Origin of the sequence: Pseudarthrobacter defluvii (genome assembly GCF_030323865.1) — a bacterium.
GTDB lineage: Bacteria > Actinomycetota > Actinomycetes > Actinomycetales > Micrococcaceae > Arthrobacter > Arthrobacter sedimenti.
In genome coordinates this window covers 3,776,946-3,796,202 of the sequence record NZ_CP066362.1, presented here as the reverse complement: position 1 = coordinate 3,796,202, position 19,257 = coordinate 3,776,946, and the positions used below count along the sequence as shown (strand labels likewise).

Here is a 19,257-nt window from a genome sequence, read left to right as displayed (position 1 = left end):
GTGTGTGCGTTCTGCCGGGCAGAGCGGCTAGGTGGTTTGGGCGAGGTAGGCGTCGAGAGTGGCGGTCCGGTGGAGGCGGGCTGCTTTTTCGATGGCGTCTGCGTCAGCTCCGGTTTCGATGAGCTTCAGCAGGTTCTCGTGTTCGTCCACGGAGTCGCGGGCGCGGCCGGGGACGAAGCGGAAGGTTGAGGAACGGATGGCTGCGAGCCGATTCCAGCCGCGGTGGACGAGGTCCAGGATGTGCGGGTTGGGGCAGTGCTCGAACAGGACGCTGTGGAAGTCCTGGTTGAGCTGGGTGAACCGGACGGGATCGAAGTGCTCAAGGCATTCGCGCATCTCCTGGTTCACGGCGCGGGCCCGGGCTACAGCGCCGGAGTCGATCAGCGGAGCGGACATTGCGGTGGCGGCACCCTCGACGATGCTGAGTGTCTGCATCGTGTACAGATACTCGGTGGGGTCGATCCCCGCCACCGTGGCGCCGACATTCCGTTCGAAGGTCACCAGGCCCTCGGCCTCGAGCCGCCGGATGGCTTCCCGGACCGGGACCACGCTGAACCCCAGGTCCTTGGCGATCGAACCCAGGACCAGCCGGTAGCCGGGGGTGTACGTGCCTTCCACGATCCGGGCCTTGACGGCCTGATAGGCCTGCTCCGCCTTGCTGCCGACCGCGGCGTTGGAAACCGGCACCCCGGTCAATGTTGTGTCAGTCATTGGTGTTCCCTGCCCACTGCTTGTACCTGTTCTGCCATTCGGCGTTCATCGGGTAGAGGCCGTCCACGCTGTTGCCCTGCTTGACCATCTCGAAGATGAAGGCCTCTTCCTTCTCCTGCTGGATGCAGTCGTCCACCAGTTCCTCGGCGACGGCCGGCGGGATCACCAGGATGCCGTCCGAGTCGGCCACGATGATGTCGCCGGGCTGCACGGTGGCGCCGCCGCAGGCGATGGTGATGTCCGTGTCCCAGGGGATGTGGCGGCGGCCCAGGACGGCTGGGTGCGGGTTGGCGAAGTAGGTGGGCATCTCCAGGTCCGCCACGGCTGAATAGTCGCGGACGCCGCCGTCGGTGATGATGGCGGCTGCGCCGCGGACCTGGGCGCGCAGGGCCAGGATGTCCCCTACCGTGCCGGTGCCCTTTTCCCCACGGGCCTCCATGACCAGGATTTCGCCTTCGTTGACGGAGTCGATGGCCTTCTTTTGCGCGTTGAAGCCACCGCCGTGGGTCTTGAACAGGTCCTCGCGGTTGGGGACGTAGCGCAGCGTGCGGGCCAGGCCCACCACGCGCCGGTCCGGTCGGGTGGCCTGCAGCCCGTCGATACTCACGTTGTTAAGGCCGCGTTTGCGCAGCTGCGAGGACAATGTTGCGGTGGCCACCGACTCAAGCTTGGCCTTCAGCTCGGGGGAGAGGGCAGGAGAAACTGTGGCAAGTCCTGCGGCTTCGCGGGACCCGTAGGCCTCCTCCCGCTGCAGGTCATCAACCTTGGGCCGGGCACCAAAGTCAGCGAACGGCGTCGTGCCTTCCTCAACAGTGGTGACCAGGCGGCCGGTGGACAGCGCACCATCAAAAGTGTCCACCTCCACCTCCAGGATGTCTCCGGGCTTTGCGACGGAGGCGCCGGCTGGGGTGCCGGTAAGGATGATGTCCCCCTCTTCGAGGGTGAGCAGCTGGGACAGGTCCGCCACAAGGCGGGCGAACGGGAAGAGCAGGTCTTCCGTGGTGTCGTCCTGGACCGGCTCGCCGTTATGCCAGGTGCGGATGCGCAGCTTTGAAGGGTCGACGGCGTCTGCCGGAATCAGTGCCGGGCCCACCGGGGTGAACCCGTCCCCACCCTTGGACCGGAGGTTGGAACCCTTGTCCGCGTAGCGCAGGTCGTAGACGCCGAGGTCATTGCTGGCGGTGACGGCGGCGACGTGGCTCCAGGCGTCCTCGATCGAAACGCGGCGGGCGGCCTTGCCGATCACCAGGGCAATCTCGCCCTCATAGCCGAGCAGTTCACAGCCGGCCGGCCGCTCAACAGGGCTTCCGCTCACGGCCAGGGAGCTGGAAGGCTTGAGGAAGTAGGAGGGCTGCGCCGGGGCACGGCCACGCTGCGCCGCCCGGCTGGGGTAGTTGATGTGCACCGCGATCACCTTGCGTGCTGCTGCCAGGGTGTCGCCGTTGACCTGCTCCAAAGCCTTCTCCTCATCAGGTACGAAATCGTATACGATCACTATTACCGCTTTCGCGGGATCCGTCAACCCCTAAATCCCGGGAGATTTCAGGCCTGATTGTTGCCACTTGTCGCCCTCGTCACATGCGGCGTACAGTGGAAATCAAGTTAGTTTTCGATTATCGAATCGTCTGTTCAGATATAGAACACGCTCTGCTGAGAACAAGCCACAACGAAGTGAGGAAAGCCCGTGCAGTTCCACCACCACGGATACGTATCCGGAGACCCCCGCGTCCAACCGGCCGCCGGCGTCGGACTTAACCGCCCCGAGGAGCTCCCGGAGGAAGTGGACGTCCTCATCGTCGGCTCCGGTCCGGCTGGGATGCTCGCCGCCGCGCAGCTGTCCATGTTCCCCAACGTGACCACGCGCATCGTCGAACGCCGTCCCGGCAGGCTTGCCATCGGCCAGGCCGACGGCATCCAGGCGCGCAGCGTGGAGACGTTCCAGGCCTTCGGTTTCGCGGAGCGGATCATCGCCGAGGCGTACCGCATCACCGAAATGGCGTTCTGGAAGCCGGACCCGGCCAACCATGCCAACATCATCCGGACCGCCCGCGCCGTCGACGACGAGATGGGCATCAGCGAGTTCCCGCACCTGATCGTCAACCAGGCCCGCGTCCTGGACTACTTCGCCGAATTCGCCGCAAACTCACCCACCCGCCTCAAGCCCGATTACGGCTACGAGTTCCAGGGCCTGGAGGTGGCGGACAGCGGCGACTACCCGGTGACCGTCACGCTCCGCCACACTGCCGGACCCAACGAAGGCCGGGACCGGATTGTCCGCGCCAAGTATGTGGTGGGTTCCGATGGTGCCCGCAGCAAGGTCCGCCAGGCAATCGGCTGCACCCTGGCCGGCGACCAGGCCAACCACGCCTGGGGCGTCATGGACGTGCTCGCCGTCACCAACTTCCCGGACATCCGCACCAAGTGCGCCATCCAGGGCGAAAAGGGCAGCATCCTGCACATTCCACGCGAGGGCGGCCACCTGTTCCGTATGTACGTGGACCTGGGCGAAGTTGATCCCAACAGCCAGCACTCGGTGCGGGACACCTCCATCGAGGAGATCATCGCCAAGGCCAACGAGATCCTGCACCCCTACACCCTGGACGTACGGAACGTCGCGTGGCACAGCGTCTACGAAGTGGGGCACCGCCTCACGGACAGGTTCGACGACGTCCTGCCGGCGGAGCGCGGCACGCGCACCCCGCGCGTGTTCATCACCGGCGACGCCTGCCATACGCACAGCGCCAAGGCCGGCCAGGGCATGAACGTGTCCATGCAGGACGGCTTCAACATTGCCTGGAAACTGGGCCACGTCCTGGAAGGCCGCAGCCCCGAGAGCCTGCTGAGCACCTACTCCGAGGAGCGCCAGGTGGTGGCCAAGAACCTGATCGACTTCGACAAGGAATGGTCCACCATGATGGCCAAGAAGCCGGAGGAGTTCGAGCACCCCTCCGACCTCGAGGACTTCTACGTGCAGACGGCGGAATTCCCGGCCGGCTTCATGACCCAGTACACGCCGTCGCTGATCGTTGGCAGCAGCGACCACCAGGACCTGGCTGCCGGGTTCCCCGTGGGCAAGCGCTTCAAGTCCGCACCCGTGATGCGGGTGGGCGACACCAACCCCATCCACCTGGGCCACCACGCCACCGCCGACGGGCGCTGGCGGATCTACGTCTTCGCCGATCCCGCCTTGCCCGGCACCAACTCCGCCACGGACAAGCTTGCCGACTGGTTTGCAAACTCGCCCGAGTCCCCGCTGGCCGCCACCCCCGCCGGCGCGGACCTGGACGCCTGGTTCGACCTTAAGGTCATCTACCAGCAGCCGCACACCGCCGTCGACATCAACGCCGCGCCCGCCGTCTTCAAGCCACAGGTGGGCCCGTTCAAGCTGACCGACTACGAAAAGGTGTACGCCACAGATCCCAAGGCCGACATCTTTGACCTGCGCGGCATCGACCGCAACGGCGCCGTAGTGGTGGTCCGCCCGGACCAGTACGTGGCCAACGTCCTGCCGCTGACGGCAACTGCTGAGCTGGGGGCGTTCTTCGGCCCCCTGCTCAAGAGCGGGGAACCGGGCGCGCAGCCGCGTCAGGCGGTGGCGGCCGCCCGGTAGTCCGCTGCCGGGTACACGCCGAGGATCCGCACCTCGGTGGTGAAGAAGTCCAGTTCCTCGAGGGCCAGCTTCAGCGGCAGGTCCTCGGGGTGGCCTTCGACGTCCGCCATGAACATGGTGGCGGCAAACTCGTTGCCCACCATGTAGCTTTCCAGGCGGGTCATGTTGACCCCGTTAGTGGCGAAGCCGCCCAGCGCCTTGTAAAGGGCGGAGGGAACGTTGCGGACGCGGAACAGGAAGCTCGTCACTGCCGGGCCGGGAAGTTCATCCCGGGCCGGCAGTGCCGTTTCCCGGGCCAGGACCACAAAGCGGGTGGTGTTGGAGGGGTCGTCCTCAACGCGGGACGCCAGGACATCGAGGCCGTAGATCTGTGCGGCCAGCGGGGGAGCGAGGGAGAGCTTGCGGGGATCGTTCCACTCGGCCACCTCGCGGGCGGACCCGGCGGTGTCACCCGCGATGACCGGCTTGAGCCCGTGTTCGCGGATCAGCTTCCGGCACTGGCCCAGCGCGTGGATGTGGCTGTGCACCTCGGTGGCGCCGTCAATGGTGCTGCCCGGGATGCCCAGCAGGTCGAAGTGGATGGGCAGGAAGTACTCGCCCACAATCTGCAGGTTGGACTGCGGCAGCAGGATGTGGATGTCCGCCACCCGGCCGGCGATCGAGTTCTCGATGGGGATCATGGCCAGCTCCGCCTCGCCGCTGGTCACCAGCTCAAAGGCGTCCTCGAAGCTGGCGCACGGGACGCTTTCCATGTCCGGGAACATCTGCTGACACGCGATATTGGAGTTGGCGCCGGGCTCACCCTGGTACGCAATCTTGGAGTTGGCGCCGGGCTCACCCTGGTACGCAATCTTGGAGGCCATGATCCGTATGGTTTCACGCGCCGGCGTCCGATACGAAAACAGGCCCCGTGATGCTACGCGGGGGTGACGCGCAGCCAGAGGTATTGCCGGGGAAGGAGCGTCACGCCGTCGTCCAGCTGCAGGGCTGCCTCGGAGAGAAGGTCGACGGCGGCAGGGGAGTACCCGCCGAAGGTTTCCGCCGGGAGCGTCTGGGCTGAGTCGCTGAAGTTGGCGAGGGCCAGGACGTTGCTGCCGCCCTCTTCCCCACCCGGCCGCTGGTACGCCAGGACCGACCGGTTGTTCGTGGCGAAATCGATAAGCGTGGTCCCGGCGAGCTCCGGGGTGGCGCTCCGGACTTCGATCATCCGCTTCAGGCCCGCGTAGACGGCACCTTCCGGCGTGGCCGGGTCCAATCGGCGGGCGTATTGCTCCGTGGGGAAGTGCGGGCGGTGCACCCATCGGCTGTCCTCGCCGTGGCCGGGTTCGGATGCGTAACCGTAGTCGTTGACCTGCCCCACCTCATCACCCAGGTACAGCAGGGGGATGCCGCCGGTGCTGAACGGCACCGAGTGGGCCAGGAGGATCCGCTCCACCGCCTCAGCCGGGGCAACCTCCATGCCGCACAGGGACGCCGTCGTGCCCGAAATCCGGCAGTCGCCTGTCTTGGGGTTGTCCTGGAAGGGGACGCCGCGGGCGAAGCTGCCGGGGAACCGGTTGACGTAGAAGGAGTTCAGGAAGCGCCTGTGGTCGAAGCCGTTGATGCCCAGCTCGGCGGCGTCCTCGTCCGCGAAGGTCCAGCCGATGTCGTCGTGGCTGCGGACGTAGTTCACCCACGCCGTGCCGTCCGGGATGTTGTGCCGGCGTTCCAGTGCCTGGGCCAGGAGTGAGCCGTCCCGTGTGGCCAGCGACTCCCAGATCAGGGCCATCTGCAGCGGGTTGTAGGAGAGCTGGCACTCCTTGGGGTCGATGTAGAGAGCCACCTCGTCCGGGTGCACGATCGCCTCGGACTTGAACAACAGCGACGGCGCCGCCAGCCTGCACACGGCGTTGAAGGCGCGCAGCAGCGTGTGCGCCTGCGGAAGGTTTTCGCAGGGCGTGCCCAGCTGTTTCCAGATGAAGGCCACGGCGTCCATGCGCAGGATGTCCACGCCCTGGTTGGCCAGGAACAGCATCTCGGCCGCCATGGCCCGGAAGACCTCAGGGTTGGAGTAGTTCAGGTCCCACTGGTACGTGTGGAAGGTTGCCCACACCCACCGGCCGTCGTCCATTTGGATGAAGGAGCCCGGGTGGTTTTCCGGGAAGATTTCGCGGACGTTTGCCTCAAAAGCATCCGGCATGGTCCGGTCCGGGAAAATCCAGTAGTAGTCGCTGTACTCCGGATCGCCTGCCGCTGCCTTCCGCGCCCAATCGTGCTCGTCCGAGGTGTGGTTGAAGATGAAGTCCACCACCAGGCTGATGCCGTTGTCCTTGAGCTCCGCGGCCAGGGAGCGCAGCTGCTCCATGGTGCCCAGTTTGGGGTTGACCTCGCGGTAGCTGGACACCGCGTAGCCGCCGTCCGAGTGCGGTTCGGGTGCCAGGAACAGGGGCATGAGATGCAGGTAGGTCAGGCCCAGCTCCTTGAAGTACGGGATCCGGGCCCGCACCCCTTCGAGGCTTTCGGCGTAGCGGTCCACGTAGCAGACGCCGCCCAGCATCCGGTTGGACTGGAACCAGTCCGGGTTGCCTTCCCGCTCTGCATCGGTGGCCTTCAGCTCGGCGGAACGCTCCTGCCACGACCGGGCGCACTGGAGGACCAGGTCAGTGAGCTGGTCCAGCCAGTCGTTGCGGTCGCCGTACAGGGAGTGGAACAGGCTGCGGAGCGTGGGGAAGTGCTCCTCAAGGCGCCGGTCGAAGTCCGGGTCCGGGTGCAGCCCAAGGCCCCGTTCGCGGGATACGGCGGACAGCACATGCCGGCGCGCTTCCTGGTCCTCGTTCACCGTTTCCTGCATGTTGACCGGCCTTTCCGCACTTCCACCGGCCTCCCTGGCCGCGCACCTGTAGGGAAGTATTCCACGTCACAAGCGGAAGGCGTTCGACGGCGGCGGGACAGTTACGTTCATTGGATCCCGGGCGGGCCGGAGGCAGGGGATGCCCGCCCCGGGCCTAAGCTTTACCCAGACCCACGAACGCCGGAAAAGACAGGAAAAACATGACGCGCACCTACACCATCGATTCCATTCCCGGTGACGGCATCGGCGTTGATGTCACCGACGTGGCCATGGAGTGCGTGGACGCGGTAGCCGGGCTGCACGGTTTCTCTGTTTCGTGGCGGGTCCGCGACTGGAACAGCGACCTGTACGTCAAGACGGGCCGGATGATGCCGGTTGACGGCATCGAGCAACTGAGCAGCGGCGACGGCATTTATTTGGGAGCCGTGGGAACGCCCGACGTCCCGGATGACGTGACCCTGTGGGGACTGCTGATTCCCATCCGCCGCGAGTTCGACCAGTACATCAACCTTCGCCCCATGAAGCTGCTGCCCGGCGTGAAGGGGGCGATGCCAGGGATCGAGGACCTGGACATCGTGGTGGTGCGGGAGAACGTTGAGGGCGAATACTCTCAGATCGGCGGCCGCTTCGGCGCGGGGACGGATGCCGAATTCGCCGTCCAGGAGAGCGTGTTCACCAAGGCAGGCGTTAGAAGGGCGGCTCGCTACGCTGCGGAGGTCGCTGCCGGACGCGGCGGCACGCTGGTCTCAGCCACCAAATCCAATGGCATCATCCACACCATGCCGTTCTGGGACGAAGTGGTGGCCCGGACGGTGGCAGAGTTCCCGGGCGTCACCGTGGACAAGGTGCTGATCGATGCGCTCGCGGCACGACTGGTCATGAAGCCCACCAGCGTCCGCACGATTGTGGCGTCGAACCTGTTCGGCGACATCCTGTCCGACCTGGTGGCCGGAGTTGCCGGCTCCATCGGCATCGCTCCCAGCGCCAACCTGAACCCTGAACGCCGATACCCTTCAATGTTCGAGCCGGTCCACGGTTCTGCCCCGGATATCGCCGGCAAGGGCATCGCGAATCCCGTGGGGGCCCTGTGGGCCGCGGCCATGATGCTGGACCACCTGGGGGAGGAGGCCGCGGCGCGATCCCTGAGCTCCGCTTTCGAGTCCACGCTCGCGGAAGGGATTGCGACGCCGGATCTTGGCGGTTCAGCCACCACGCTGGAGTTCGCCAAGGAAGTACGCAGCCGGTTGCGGTAACTGCGCCTGAAGCACCACCACTAAAGCACGTTGCGGATGGCCTGTTCGAAACTGGTGACGTGCTCCAGGGCGAGCTTGCCGGCCCGGTCCGCATCGCCGTCGGCCACTGCTTCCAGCAGTCCAACGTGCTCGGCGATGTGGGATGCGACGGAGGGCACCTTTTCCAGCACCATGCACCAGATCCGTGTGGCGAGGTTGTCGTAGCGGATCAGGACGTCCTCGAGGTGCGCGTTGGCCGCCGCCCGGTAGATCAGGCGGTGGACTTTGATGTCGTACCGCATGAGGTCGTAGGGGTCATAGTCGTCGCCCATCCGGGAGATCGCTTCCGCGGTCTCCCGGATTTCCGCCCGAAGTGCCGGCGTTGCCAGCTTGGCTGCCCGGCGCGCGGCCAGGGGTTCCAGGGATTCGCGCAGTTCGGAGACGTCGGCGAGCTCGGTGATGTCGACGATGGTGGCGAACGTTCCGCGGCGCGGGTAGGAGACTACAAGGTGGTCGCTTTCCAGGCGCTTGAGTGCTTCCCGGACCGGCGTCCGGCCAATCCCGAGTTCGGCGGCGAGCTTGCCGTCGTTGATGGCCTCGCCCGGCCGGATGTCCAGCATGATGAGCCGGTCGCGGAGGTGCCGGTAGGCCTGTTCGGAGAGCGAGAGGTCGCCCTCCCCGGCGAGGTGGTTCTCTAATGTGACGCTCATTCCGAGCCTTCCCAGGAGTGCTATTGACGTCCAAGTGATCTGGAACATACTATTACGACAGTTCTAATATATCAGTTACAGATCAGTTATAGGTCAGTAACTCCGAAGGGCTTTGAAGGAGAACAATGCAGGACGTACTGAACGCCTCGCTCGCCACAGTTGACGCCGACGTCGCCGCCGCTGTGGCACGTGAACTGCACCGCCAGCAGTCCACCCTGGAAATGATCGCGTCGGAGAACTTCGCTCCATCCTCCGTCATGGAGGCCCAGGGCTCGGTCCTCACCAACAAGTACGCCGAGGGCTACCCGGGCAAGCGCTACTACGGCGGCTGCGAGCACGTGGACGTCATCGAGCAGCTGGCCATCGACCGCGTGAAGGCCCTGTTTGGCGCCGAATTCGCCAACGTCCAGCCGCACTCCGGCGCGCAGGCCAACGCCGCCGCCATGTTCGCCCTGCTGAACCCGGGCGACACCATCCTGGGCCTCTCCCTGGCCCACGGCGGCCACCTGACCCACGGCATGAAGATCAACTTCTCCGGCAAGCTCTACAACGTGGTCCCGTACCACGTCCGCGAAGAGGACCTCCGGATCGACATGGCCGAGGTGGAAGCCCTTGCCCTCGAACACAAGCCCAAGCTGATCGTGGCCGGCTGGTCCGCCTACTCCCGCCAGCTGGACTTCGCCGAGTTCCGCCGCATCGCAGACCTCGTAGGCGCCTACCTGATGGTGGACATGGCGCACTTCGCCGGCCTGGTCGCCGCCGGGCTGCACCCCAACCCCGTCCCGTACGCGGACGTGGTTACCACCACCACCCACAAGACCCTGGGCGGCCCCCGCGGCGGCGTTATCCTGGCCAAGGAAGAGTACGCCAAGAAGATCAACTCCGCTGTCTTCCCGGGCCAGCAGGGTGGCCCGCTGGAGCACGTTGTCGCCGCCAAGGCCGTGGCCTTCAAGCTCGCAGCAGCCCCCGAGTTCAAGGAGCGGCAGGAGCGCGTTCTGGAAGGCGCCAAGCTGCTGGCCGACCGCCTCCTCCAGGGAGACGTCGCAGCCGCAGGCATTTCGGTGGTCAACGGCGGTACCGACGTCCACCTGGTCCTGGTGGACCTCCGCAACTCCGAACTCGATGGCCAGCAGGGTGAGGACGCCCTCCACCGCATCGGCATCACCGTCAACCGCAACGCCGTCCCGTTCGACCCCCGCCCCCCGATGGTCTCCTCCGGCCTCCGGATCGGCACCCCCGCCCTGGCCGCCCGCGGCTTCGGCGCCGCCGAATTCACCGAGGTTGCAGACATCATCGCCACGGCACTGATCGCGGCTGCCGCTTCTGGCACAAACAGCACGGGCACCCTGCCCGGGGACACCGCCGTCGAACTCCGCGCACGCGTGACCACCCTGGCCGAAAAGTTCCCCCTCTACCCGCACCTCACCGCCGACGCCACCCTGGCCGACGCCGAGGCAGACCTGATTGGAGCCGCACAGTGAGCGCCCCGCACCTTCCTGAGCACCCGGACTTCCTCTGGCGGAACCCGGAACCCAAGTCCTCCTACGACGCCGTGGTTGTCGGCGGCGGCGGACACGGCCTGGCCACCGCCTACTTCCTGGCCAAGAACCACGGCATGACCAACATCGCCGTCCTGGAAAAGGGCTGGCTGGCCGGCGGCAACATGGCCCGCAACACCACCATCATCCGTTCCAACTACCTCTGGGACGAAAGCGCGGCCATCTACGAGCAGGCCCTCAAGCTGTGGGAGATCCTGCCGGAAGAGCTCGAGTACGACTTCCTCTTCAGCCAGCGCGGCGTGATGAACCTGGCCCACACCCTGGGCGATGTGCGCGAAAGCATGCGCCGCGTGGGAGCCAACAAGCTCAACGGTGTGGACGCCGAATGGCTGGACCCGCAGCAGGTCAAGGAACTCTGCCCCATCCTGAACATCAGCGACAACATCCGCTACCCCGTCATGGGTGCCACCTACCAGCCCCGCGCCGGTATCGCCAAGCACGACCATGTTGCCTGGGCCTTCGCCCGCAAGTGCGACGAGCTGGGCGTTGACATCATCCAGAACTGCGAGGTGACCGGCTTCCTCAAGGACGGCGACCGCGTGGTGGGCGTCAAGACAAACCGCGGCACCATCAACACCGAAAAGGTGGGCCTCTGCGCCGCCGGCCACAGCTCGGTCCTGGCCGAGATGGCCGGATTCCAGCTGCCCATCCAGTCCCACCCCCTGCAGGCCTTGGTGTCCGAACTGCACGAGCCCGTCCACCCCACGGTGGTCATGTCCAACCACGTGCACGTCTACGTTTCCCAGGCGCACAAGGGTGAACTGGTCATGGGTGCCGGCGTGGACTCCTACAACGGCTACGGCCAGCGCGGCTCCTTCCACGTCATTGAGCAGCAGATGGCCGCCGCCGTCGAGCTCTTCCCGATCTTCGCCCGGGCTCACGTGCTCCGGACCTGGGGCGGCATCGTGGACACCACCCTGGACGCCTCGCCGATCGTCGGCACCACCCCGGTGGAGAACATGTTCGTGAACTGCGGCTGGGGAACCGGCGGCTTCAAGGGCACCCCCGCCGCCGGCCTGACCTTCGCGCACACCATCGCCACCGGCGCTCCGCACAAGCTGAATGCGCCGTTCTCGCTGGAACGCTTCGAAACCGGCGCCCTCATCGACGAACACGGCGCTGCCGCCGTGGCCCACTAGCCGCCGCCACCAGAAAAGGACTAACGCACATGCTGCTGATCCCATGCCCCAACTGCGGCCCGCGGGACGAAACCGAATTCCACTACGGGGGACAGGCCCACGTCGCCTACCCCGAGAACCCCAACGAGCTGACCGACACGGAGTGGTCCCGCTACCTCTTCTACCGGGAGAACCCCAAAGGCATCTTCGCTGAACGCTGGGTCCACAGCACCGGCTGCCGCCAGTGGTTCAACATGCTCCGCGACACCGTGAGCTACGACATCAAGGCTGTCTACCCGATGGGATCGAAGCGGCCTGACCGCTCCCCGGACGGCGCACCCGAAACCGGGACTGCCAGCACCGGCCCCGAGAGCACCACCACGGGAACTGCCGCACCCAGCACCTCCACCACGAGCATCCTCAGCACCACCGCCCCGGAAGGAGCGACCAAGTGACTTCGCAGAACGCCCGCCTGGCTACCGGCGGCCGCATCGACCGCACCATCTCCTGGCGCTTCACCGTGGACGGCGAGGAGTTCACCGGCCACCCCGGCGACACCCTGGCTTCCGCGCTGCTGGCCAACGGCCGCATCGCGGCCGGCAACTCCCTGTACGAGGACCGCCCCCGCGGCATCATGTCCGCCGGTGTTGAAGAAGCCAACGCGCTGGTCCGCGTGGAAGCCCGCTTCCCCGGCCACGTGGCCGAGTCCATGCTCCCTGCCACCACCGTTTCCTTGGTGGACGGGCTCCAGGCCCTCCAGCTGAACGGCCTGGGCAAGCTCGATCCCGCTGATGACCGCGCCGAATACGACAAGAAGTACGTCCACACGGACGTCCTGGTGGTCGGCGGCGGCCCCGCCGGCCTCGCCGCGGCCCGCGAAGCCGTCCGCACCGGCGCCCGCGTCATGCTCCTGGACGACCAGCCCGAACTGGGCGGTTCCCTGCTCTCCGGTTCCACCGCCGAAGGGCTGGCCGAAACCATCGAAGGCAAGCCCGCCCTGGAATGGGTGGCCGACGTCGAAGCCGAACTGGTCTCCGGCGCCGAGTCCACGGTCCTGAACCGCACCACGGCGTTCGGCGCCTACGACGCCAACTACGTCATCGCCGTCCAGAACCGCACCGACCACCTCACCAGCCCCGCAGCCCCCGGCGTCTCCCGCCAGCGGATCTGGCACATCCGTGCCAGCCAGGTTGTTCTGGCACCGGGTGCCCACGAGCGCCCGCTGGTGTTCGAGAACAACGACCGCCCGGGCATCATGCTCGCCTCGGCCGTCCGCACCTACCTGAACCGCTACGCAGTAGCTGCCGGCAAGCGCGTGGTCATCAGCACCACAAACGACAGCGCCTACGCCGTTGCCGCCGACCTCACCGCCGCCGGCGTGAAGGTGGCTGCCGTCGTGGACGCCCGCCCCAAGCTGACCGCCGTGGCAACCGCCGCCGTCGAATCCGGAATCCGCGTGCTGATCGGCAGCGCGGTGGCCAACACCTCGGCTGACTCCGCGGGCCGCCTGGACGGCGTGACTGTCCGCAGCATCAACAACGACGGCGAGCTCACTTCCGGCGTCGAACAGATCGCAGCAGACCTGCTGGCTGTGTCCGGCGGCTGGAGCCCGCTGGTCCACCTGCACTCCCAGCGCCAGGGCAAGCTGCGCTGGGATGAGGAGCTGGCAGCCTTCGTGCCCAGCACCGAGGTTCCCGCCCAGCAGACCATTGGTGCCGGCCGCGGCTCCTTCGCCACCGAAGACTGCGTCGCCGAAGGCATCTCCGCCGGCGCGAAGGCGGCCATCGCCGCGGGCTTCGAGTCCGCCGTCGAACCGTCCGCGTTCGGCGACCCGAAGGCCTCCGCCCCCACCCGCCAGCTGTGGCTGGTGCCGGGTGAGAGCGGAACCCCTGATGACTGGCACCACCACTTCGTGGACTTCCAGCGTGACCAGTCCGTGGCGGACGTCCTCCGTTCCACGGGTGCCGGCATGCGCTCCGTGGAACACATCAAGCGGTACACCTCCATCAGCACCGCCAACGACCAGGGCAAGACCTCTGGCGTCAACGCCATCGGCGTCATCGCCGCGGCCTTGCGCACCGCCGGCGAAGCCTCCCGCGGAATCGGCGACATCGGCACCACCACCTACCGCGCCCCGTTCACCCCGGTGGCCTTTGCCGCACTGGCAGGACGCCAGCGCGGGGAACTGTTCGACCCCGCCCGCATCACCTCGATCCAGCCGTGGCACGTTGCCAAGGGCGCACTCTTCGAGGACGTCGGACAGTGGAAGCGCCCCTGGTACTACCCGCAGGGCGGGGAGGACATGGACGCTGCAGTGCTGCGTGAATGCGCCGCCGTCCGCGACTCCGTGGGCTTCATGGATGCCACCACCCTCGGCAAGATCGAAATCCGCGGCAAGGACGCGGGCGAGTTCCTGAACCGCGTTTACACCAACGCGTTCAAGAAGCTCGCCCCGGGCTCGGCACGCTACGGCGTCATGTGCCTGGCTGACGGCATGATCTTCGACGACGGCGTGACCCTCCGCTTGGATGAGGACACCTTCTTCATGACCACCACCACCGGCGGTGCCGCGAAGGTGCTGGACCACCTGGAGGAATGGCTGCAGACCGAATGGCCCGAGCTGGACGTGCAGTGCACCTCGGTGACCGAACAGTGGAACACCATTGCCGTCGTCGGGCCCAAGTCCCGCGAAGTGATAGCCAAGGTGGCCCCGGAACTCGCCGCCAACGGCGGACTGGACGCGGAGAACTTCCCGTTCATGACCTTCCGCGAAACCACCCTCGCCTCCGGCGTCCGCGCCCGGGTCTGCCGGATCTCCTTCTCCGGTGAACTCGCCTACGAGATCAACGTTCCGGCCTGGTACGGGCTGAACACCTGGGAGGCAGTGGCCGCCGCCGGTGCCGAGTTCAACATCACCCCGTACGGCACCGAAACCATGCACGTGCTGCGCGCCGAGAAGGGCTACCCGATTGTCGGGCAGGACACCGACGGTACCGTCACCCCGCAGGACGCCGGCATGGAATGGATCGTTTCCAAGGCCAAGGACTTCATCGGCAAGCGCTCCTACACCCGGTCGGACGCCCAGCGTCAGGACCGCAAGCACCTGGTCAGCGTCCTTCCCGTGGACGGCTCGCTGCGCCTGCCGGAAGGCACCCAGCTCGTGGAAAAGGGACGCTCCACCAACCCCGCCTACGGCCCCGTGCCGATGGAAGGGTTCGTCACCTCCAGCTACCACAGCGCAGCGCTGGGCCGCTCGTTCGGCCTGGCCCTGATCAAGAACGGACGCAACCGCATCGGCGAAACGCTGGTGGCAGCCGCCGGCGACCAGCTGGTGGACGTGGTTGTGGCAGAAACAGTGCTTTTTGACTCTGAAGGGACCCGTAAAGATGGCTGAGACAGCAGCATCCCCGACCTCCGCAAAGACCAATGCCGAGAAGAACCTCGCCGCCCGCGTCAGCCCGGCCCGCCAGCTGGCGGACGAGTTCGCAGCAGGCTCCCTGGCCGGCACCGTTGAAATCTCCGAGGTGCCCTTCCTGACCATGGTGGGCCTCCGCGCACCGGCCGGATCCGCCGCGGCGGAGCGCCTGGCCGGCGTCACCGGCGGCCTCCCCTCCGGCTCCGGCGCGGTGGCCGGCAACGGCGACGTGTCCGTGCTGTGGCTTGGCCCCTCCGAATTCCTGGTGGTGGCACCCACCGAGGCGCACGAATCCCTCGGCGGGGACCTGATCCCCGCCCTCCGGGAAGCGCTGGGCAGCGACGCGGGCCAGGTGGTGGACCTGTCCGCCAACCGGACCACGTTCGAACTGACGGGCCCCCGGGCCCGCGCCGTCCTGGAAAAGGGCAACTCGCTGGACCTGCACCCGCGGGTCTTCAAAGCCGGCACCGCCTTCTCCACCGAAATCGCGAACATCCCCGCCATCCTGTGGAAGACCGGTGAGGAGTCCTTCCGGATCTTCCCGCGCGCTTCCTTCGCCGAGTTCCTGGGCCGGTGGCTGCTGGACGCCATGCGGGAGTACGCCTCGCCAGAGGTCCCCTGATGGCGCTCAGCGTCCTTGACCTCTTTTCCGTCGGCATCGGGCCCTCGTCGTCACACACGGTGGGCCCGATGCGGGCGGCCAAGCTGTTCGCGGACGGGCTGAAGGGCGACGGGCAGCTGGCCTCCACCGTGCGCGTCCAGTCGGAACTTTTCGGTTCCCTGGGCGCCACGGGGCGCGGCCACGGCTCGGACAAGGCCGTGGTCCTGGGACTGCAGGGCCTGGAACCGGAGACCGTGGACACTTTCACTGCCGACGACCAGGTGGCGGCCGCGGCCCTGAACGCTGAACTGCACGTTGCAGGCAGCCACCGGGTGGACTTCAACTGGGAAGAGGACGTGGTGCTCCACCGCCGCAAGTCTCTTCCCGCCCACCCCAACGGCATGACCTTCCGGGCCCTGGACCACACCGGAGCAGTCCTGAGCGAGCGGAGCTTCTACTCGATCGGCGGCGGCTTCGTGGTGGACGGCGACGCCGAGGGTGCGGACAAGGTGGTGCCTGACGACACCGTGCTGCCGTACCCGTTCTCCACGGCGGATGAACTCCTGCAGATCTGCAGCCGTGAAGGTATATCCATCTCCGAGGTCATGCTGGCCAACGAACTGACCTGGCGCAGCGAAGCGGAACTCCGCGAACAACTGCTGGGGCTGTGGGCCGTCATGCGCGAATGCGTGGAGAACGGCTGCAACGCCGAAGGCATCCTGCCGGGAGGACTGAACGTCACCCGGCGGGCGCCGGCCCTGTTCCGCACCCTGACGGCTTCGGCCGCCACCGCCGAAGCCGCGGCAGCGTCGCCGTCGCCCGTCCAGGCACCGGCGGATCCGCTGCTCGCCATGGAATGGGTAAACCTCTTCGCCCTGGCCGTGAATGAGGAGAACGCCGCCGGCGGCCGGATCGTCACCGCCCCCACCAACGGAGCCGCTGGCATCGTCCCGGCCGTCCTGCACTACTACGTGAAGTTTGTTCCAGGGGCTAACGACGACGGTGTGGTCCGCTTCCTGCTGGCGGCGGCCGCCGTCGGAATCCTGTTCAAACTGAACGCCTCCATCTCGGGCGCCGAAGTGGGCTGCCAGGGCGAGGTGGGCTCCGCCTGCTCGATGGCTGCGGCCGGTCTCTGCGAAGTGCTCGGCGGAACGCCGGCACAGGTGGAGAACGCCGCCGAGGTGGGGATCGAGCACAACCTGGGCCTTACCTGCGATCCCGTGGGCGGCCTGGTGCAGATCCCGTGCATCGAGCGGAATGCGATCGCCAGCGTGAAAGCGATCAACGCGGCCCGGCTGGCCCTGCACGGAGACGGCAGTCACAAGGTCTCGCTGGACAAGGCGATCAAGACCATGCGCGACACCGGAGCCGACATGAAAACCAAGTACAAGGAAACCTCCCGAGGAGGCCTCGCCGTGAATGTGATCGAGTGCTGAGCCATGACTGTTACTGAAACCCATCTCCCCGCATCAAAGGCGCCCGCCACCGTGGAACACGTCCTGACCCTGGACTGCCCGGAAGGCCCCGGCATTGTGCACGCAGTGTCCGGGTTCCTGCTGGAACACGGCTGCGACATCATCGACAACAAGCAGTTCGGTGAGCGCTCCGAAGGCCACTTCTTCATGCGCGTGCACTTCGTCTCCGAAGGCGACGATTCCACGCTGGAGGAGCTGCGGACCTCGTTCGCCCCGGTGGCGGAAAAGTTCGGCATGCGCTGGCAGCTGGAACGCCAGGGCTCCAAGCGTAAGGTCCTGATCATGGTGTCCAAGTTCGGGCACTGCCTCAACGACCTGCTGTTCCGGTCCCGGATCGGCGAACTGCCCGTGGAGATCGTTGCGGTGGTGTCCAACCACCGGGACCACGAGGCCCTGGTGGAGTGGCACGGCATCCCGTTCCACCACATCCCGGTTACGGCCGACACCAAGCCCGCCGCGGAAGCGGCACTGATGGCGCTGGTGGACGGACTGGACGTGGAACTGGTGGTGCTGGCCCGTTACATGCAGGTGCTCAGCGATGACCTGACCCGGAAGCTGGACGGGCGGGCCATCAACATCCACCACTCGTTCCTGCCCAGCTTCAAGGGTGCCAAGCCGTACCACCAGGCCTACGCCCGCGGCGTCAAGACGGTCGGTGCGACCGCTCACTACGTCAACGCCGAGCTGGATGAGGGACCCATCATCTCCCAGCAGGTGGTGGACGTGGACCACACCTACGGGCCGGAGGACCTGGTGGCCGCCGGCCGCGACACCGAATGCAAGGCCCTGTCCAACGCCGTGAAGTGGCACTGCGAAGGCCGGGTCATCCTGCAGGGCAACCGCACCGTGGTGCTGCGGTAGCGGAACAAGCCTCCACACGAAAGCGCGGCCGGCTGTCCCAAGGGACAGCCGGCCGCGTTGCTGTATTACCGGCCCATTTTGCATTGCCGCGGGACGGGGCGGGAGAGTTGGGGAAACACCAACCCCTTTGAGGAGATCCCAGGATGAATGACCGGCCGATGGGCGACCAGGTACTGGAACTGGACGACGTTTCGTTCCGCCGGGATGGCAGGGAAATCATCAGCGGGATCTCGCTCTCGGTCAAAGCCCGAGAACACTGGGCATTGCTGGGTGCGAACGGAGCCGGGAAGAGCACCCTCATGGCGCTGTGCGGGGCTGTCAACCACCCCAGCTCCGGCACGGTCTCTGTCCTGGGCGAACGCCTGGGCCGGGTGGAAATGAAGGCGCTTCGCCGGTCCATCGGCCATGTAAACCCGCGCCACCAGATCCTTGCACCTCTCACCATCCGCCAGGTTGTACTGACCGGGCTGACCGGCAGTAACGAACTGTCGCCGCGATGGGAGCCCACCCATGCCGAGCTGGCCAAGGCTGACGCCCTGGTGGAACAGTTCGGCCTGGCACCCAAAGCCGGACTGCGCTGGCCCACCCTCTCCCAGGGCGAGCGTGGGCGTGCGCTGATCGCCCGGGCGCTCATCTCCTCCCCGGAGTTGCTGCTGCTCGATGAACCCTGCACCGGTCTGGATATCGCTGCCCGGGAGCAACTGCTGGAGACCATCGACGACCTCGCTTACACCCACCCGCGCATGGCGTCCGTCCTGGTCACCCACCATCTCGAGGAACTGCCTGCCACCACCAGCCACGCGCTGCTGATCACAGCCGGGCAGGCCGTGGCCGCCGGGCGCGCTGCCGAGGTCATCACGAGCGAAAACATCACTGCCGCCTTCGGGCACCCCATCGACGTCGAGTACCGGCACGAGCGCTGGACCGCCCGCACGGGCCGCAGCAGCAGGCACGGAAGCCACCGGCGGCATGCGGAAGAAGTCGCTGTTCCCTGAGAACCACCGACTCGTAAACCGAAAGACCCCTGCCGCGAAGCCACCCAGCTTACGGCAGGGGTCTTTTTCGTGTGCAGCAATGCCTTACCGCTTCCGCCGGGAGCAGGCACTGCGCTGACATACAACAACTGGGCGCTGGC

At 66.6% G+C, this 19,257-nt stretch carries 15 protein-coding genes; 10 read left to right on the top strand and 5 right to left on the bottom strand.

The window, feature by feature from the left end:
• Positions 1 to 27 precede the first annotated feature (27 nt).
• Positions 28 to 711 (bottom strand): GntR family transcriptional regulator, encoded by a 684-nt coding sequence (locus tag JCQ34_RS17700; RefSeq protein WP_286399884.1) that lies wholly within the window; start codon positions 709 to 711, stop codon positions 28 to 30.
• The gene (locus JCQ34_RS17695) at positions 704 to 2,167 is read right to left on the bottom strand and encodes a fumarylacetoacetate hydrolase family protein (RefSeq protein ID WP_286404637.1); all 1,464 of its coding nucleotides are present in this window, start codon (positions 2,165 to 2,167) and stop codon (positions 704 to 706) included. Before JCQ34_RS17695 ends, JCQ34_RS17700 begins: the two co-directional genes overlap by 8 nt.
• A gap of 228 nt (positions 2,168 to 2,395) precedes the next feature.
• On the opposite strand from JCQ34_RS17695, the gene JCQ34_RS17690 reads away from it, so the two are divergent.
• Positions 2,396 to 4,321, top strand: coding sequence for an FAD-binding monooxygenase (locus JCQ34_RS17690; RefSeq protein ID WP_286399883.1), 1,926 nt, complete (start codon positions 2,396 to 2,398; stop codon positions 4,319 to 4,321).
• Here the strand turns inward: JCQ34_RS17690 and JCQ34_RS17685 are convergent.
• Both JCQ34_RS17685 and JCQ34_RS17680 read right to left on the bottom strand, forming a co-directional pair.
• Entirely contained in the window at positions 4,297 to 5,184 is an 888-nt protein-coding gene (locus JCQ34_RS17685; protein WP_286399881.1) for a prephenate dehydratase, read from the bottom strand. The genes JCQ34_RS17690 and JCQ34_RS17685 overlap by 25 nt on opposite strands.
• Positions 5,185 to 5,237: 53 nt before the next feature.
• Positions 5,238 to 7,151: an alpha-amylase family glycosyl hydrolase gene (locus tag JCQ34_RS17680; protein ID WP_286399879.1), complete on the bottom strand. Its 1,914-nt coding sequence runs from the start codon at positions 7,149 to 7,151 to the stop codon at positions 5,238 to 5,240.
• A gap of 200 nt (positions 7,152 to 7,351) precedes the next feature.
• Between JCQ34_RS17680 and JCQ34_RS17675 the strand changes: the two genes are divergently transcribed.
• A complete protein-coding gene (locus JCQ34_RS17675) occupies positions 7,352 to 8,404 on the top strand; it encodes a tartrate dehydrogenase (protein WP_286399877.1) in 1,053 nt (350 codons plus the stop codon).
• 20 nt (positions 8,405 to 8,424) lie between these two features.
• Here the strand turns inward: JCQ34_RS17675 and JCQ34_RS17670 are convergent, their stop codons facing one another.
• Entirely contained in the window at positions 8,425 to 9,093 is a 669-nt protein-coding gene (locus tag JCQ34_RS17670; protein WP_286399876.1) for a GntR family transcriptional regulator, read from the bottom strand.
• A 125-nt stretch (positions 9,094 to 9,218) separates the two neighbouring features.
• On the opposite strand from JCQ34_RS17670, the gene glyA reads away from it, so the two are divergent.
• The 8 genes from glyA (at position 9,219) to JCQ34_RS17630 (ending at position 19,117) form a co-directional block, all read left to right on the top strand.
• Positions 9,219 to 10,574, top strand: a complete 1,356-nt coding sequence (glyA, locus tag JCQ34_RS17665) for a serine hydroxymethyltransferase (RefSeq protein WP_286399874.1) — start codon at positions 9,219 to 9,221, stop codon at positions 10,572 to 10,574.
• Positions 10,571 to 11,791, top strand: a complete 1,221-nt coding sequence (locus JCQ34_RS17660) for a sarcosine oxidase subunit beta family protein (RefSeq protein WP_286399871.1) — start codon at positions 10,571 to 10,573, stop codon at positions 11,789 to 11,791. Before glyA ends, JCQ34_RS17660 begins: the two co-directional genes overlap by 4 nt.
• Before the next feature lie 29 nt (positions 11,792 to 11,820).
• Positions 11,821 to 12,225, top strand: coding sequence for a sarcosine oxidase subunit delta (locus tag JCQ34_RS17655; RefSeq protein WP_286399868.1), 405 nt, complete (start codon positions 11,821 to 11,823; stop codon positions 12,223 to 12,225).
• Positions 12,222 to 15,164, top strand: a complete 2,943-nt coding sequence (locus JCQ34_RS17650; RefSeq protein WP_286399866.1) for a 2Fe-2S iron-sulfur cluster-binding protein — start codon at positions 12,222 to 12,224, stop codon at positions 15,162 to 15,164. The genes JCQ34_RS17655 and JCQ34_RS17650 overlap by 4 nt, the downstream gene beginning before the upstream one ends.
• On the top strand, positions 15,157 to 15,807 hold the full coding sequence (locus tag JCQ34_RS17645; RefSeq protein ID WP_286399864.1) for a sarcosine oxidase subunit gamma: 651 nt from the start codon (positions 15,157 to 15,159) through the stop codon (positions 15,805 to 15,807). The genes JCQ34_RS17650 and JCQ34_RS17645 overlap by 8 nt, the downstream gene beginning before the upstream one ends.
• Positions 15,807 to 17,222 carry an L-serine ammonia-lyase gene (locus tag JCQ34_RS17640; protein WP_286399861.1) on the top strand — a complete coding sequence of 472 codons (1,416 nt, stop codon included), beginning with the start codon at positions 15,807 to 15,809 and terminating at the stop codon, positions 17,220 to 17,222. Before JCQ34_RS17645 ends, JCQ34_RS17640 begins: the two co-directional genes overlap by 1 nt.
• Before the next feature lie 3 nt (positions 17,223 to 17,225).
• The gene (purU, locus tag JCQ34_RS17635; protein WP_286399858.1) at positions 17,226 to 18,122 is read left to right on the top strand and encodes a formyltetrahydrofolate deformylase; all 897 of its coding nucleotides are present in this window, start codon (positions 17,226 to 17,228) and stop codon (positions 18,120 to 18,122) included.
• 143 nt (positions 18,123 to 18,265) lie between these two features.
• Positions 18,266 to 19,117, top strand: coding sequence for an ABC transporter ATP-binding protein (locus JCQ34_RS17630; RefSeq protein ID WP_286399855.1), 852 nt, complete (start codon positions 18,266 to 18,268; stop codon positions 19,115 to 19,117).
• Positions 19,118 to 19,257: the final 140 nt, after the last annotated feature.

Excerpts from the sequence above, each read along its gene's own strand:
- JCQ34_RS17700 (WP_286399884.1), bottom strand. The coding sequence starts at position 711 with ATGACTGACACAACATTGACCGGGGTGCCGGTTTCCAACGCCGCGGTC.
- JCQ34_RS17685 (WP_286399881.1), bottom strand. The coding sequence starts at position 5,184 with ATGGCCTCCAAGATTGCGTACCAGGGTGAGCCCGGCGCCAACTCCAAG.
- JCQ34_RS17680 (WP_286399879.1), bottom strand. The coding sequence starts at position 7,151 with ATGCAGGAAACGGTGAACGAGGACCAGGAAGCGCGCCGGCATGTGCTG.
- JCQ34_RS17675 (WP_286399877.1), top strand. The coding sequence starts at position 7,352 with ATGACGCGCACCTACACCATCGATTCCATTCCCGGTGACGGCATCGGC.
- JCQ34_RS17670 (WP_286399876.1), bottom strand. The coding sequence starts at position 9,093 with ATGAGCGTCACATTAGAGAACCACCTCGCCGGGGAGGGCGACCTCTCG.
- glyA (WP_286399874.1), top strand. The coding sequence starts at position 9,219 with ATGCAGGACGTACTGAACGCCTCGCTCGCCACAGTTGACGCCGACGTC.
- JCQ34_RS17655 (WP_286399868.1), top strand. The coding sequence starts at position 11,821 with ATGCTGCTGATCCCATGCCCCAACTGCGGCCCGCGGGACGAAACCGAA.
- JCQ34_RS17645 (WP_286399864.1), top strand. The coding sequence starts at position 15,157 with ATGGCTGAGACAGCAGCATCCCCGACCTCCGCAAAGACCAATGCCGAG.
- JCQ34_RS17640 (WP_286399861.1), top strand. The coding sequence starts at position 15,807 with ATGGCGCTCAGCGTCCTTGACCTCTTTTCCGTCGGCATCGGGCCCTCG.
- purU (WP_286399858.1), top strand. The coding sequence starts at position 17,226 with ATGACTGTTACTGAAACCCATCTCCCCGCATCAAAGGCGCCCGCCACC.
- JCQ34_RS17630 (WP_286399855.1), top strand. The coding sequence starts at position 18,266 with ATGAATGACCGGCCGATGGGCGACCAGGTACTGGAACTGGACGACGTT.